Annotated in this window: 1 protein-coding gene; it reads left to right on the forward strand. The window is 57.4% G+C overall.

Going from position 1 to position 331, the window contains the following annotated elements; all coding sequences use genetic code 11:
- Positions 1–128: 128 nt before the first annotated feature.
- Positions 129–331, forward strand: a 203-nt coding sequence (locus BIU91_RS03460; protein WP_139196857.1) for a hypothetical protein, incomplete at its 3' end; no start/stop codon positions are given.

A 331-nucleotide genomic window follows, 5' to 3' on the forward strand; every position in this document is an offset into this window, starting at 1 on the left:
CCAGACAGCTTGCTGATCGCGAACGCCTGCCCGTCGTCTTCTTTCAAAATCTCGTGACGGCCGTCGAGGCCGATCAGTACTACTATTGTTTTGGTCATAAGACCTCCTGTGTTTAAATTGATTCATCAATGGCACGCGACTACGACATCGACGAGATCGTCTACCTCTCCGAAGAGAAGGGGATGTCGGCCGCGTTCATCAAAGAGGAACTGAGCCTCAAGATCACCGAGCGCCAGGTGCAGCGCTTGATCGCGCAGCGGCTCGGTCGCCGGCCTACCCGAGAAAGCGTCAGGCGTCCTGATCCGCTCCGGTCCCGCGTGGTCGCGTACAT

Source organism: Curtobacterium sp. MMLR14_002 (assembly GCF_001864975.1).
Taxonomy (GTDB): domain Bacteria; phylum Actinomycetota; class Actinomycetes; order Actinomycetales; family Microbacteriaceae; genus Curtobacterium; species Curtobacterium flaccumfaciens.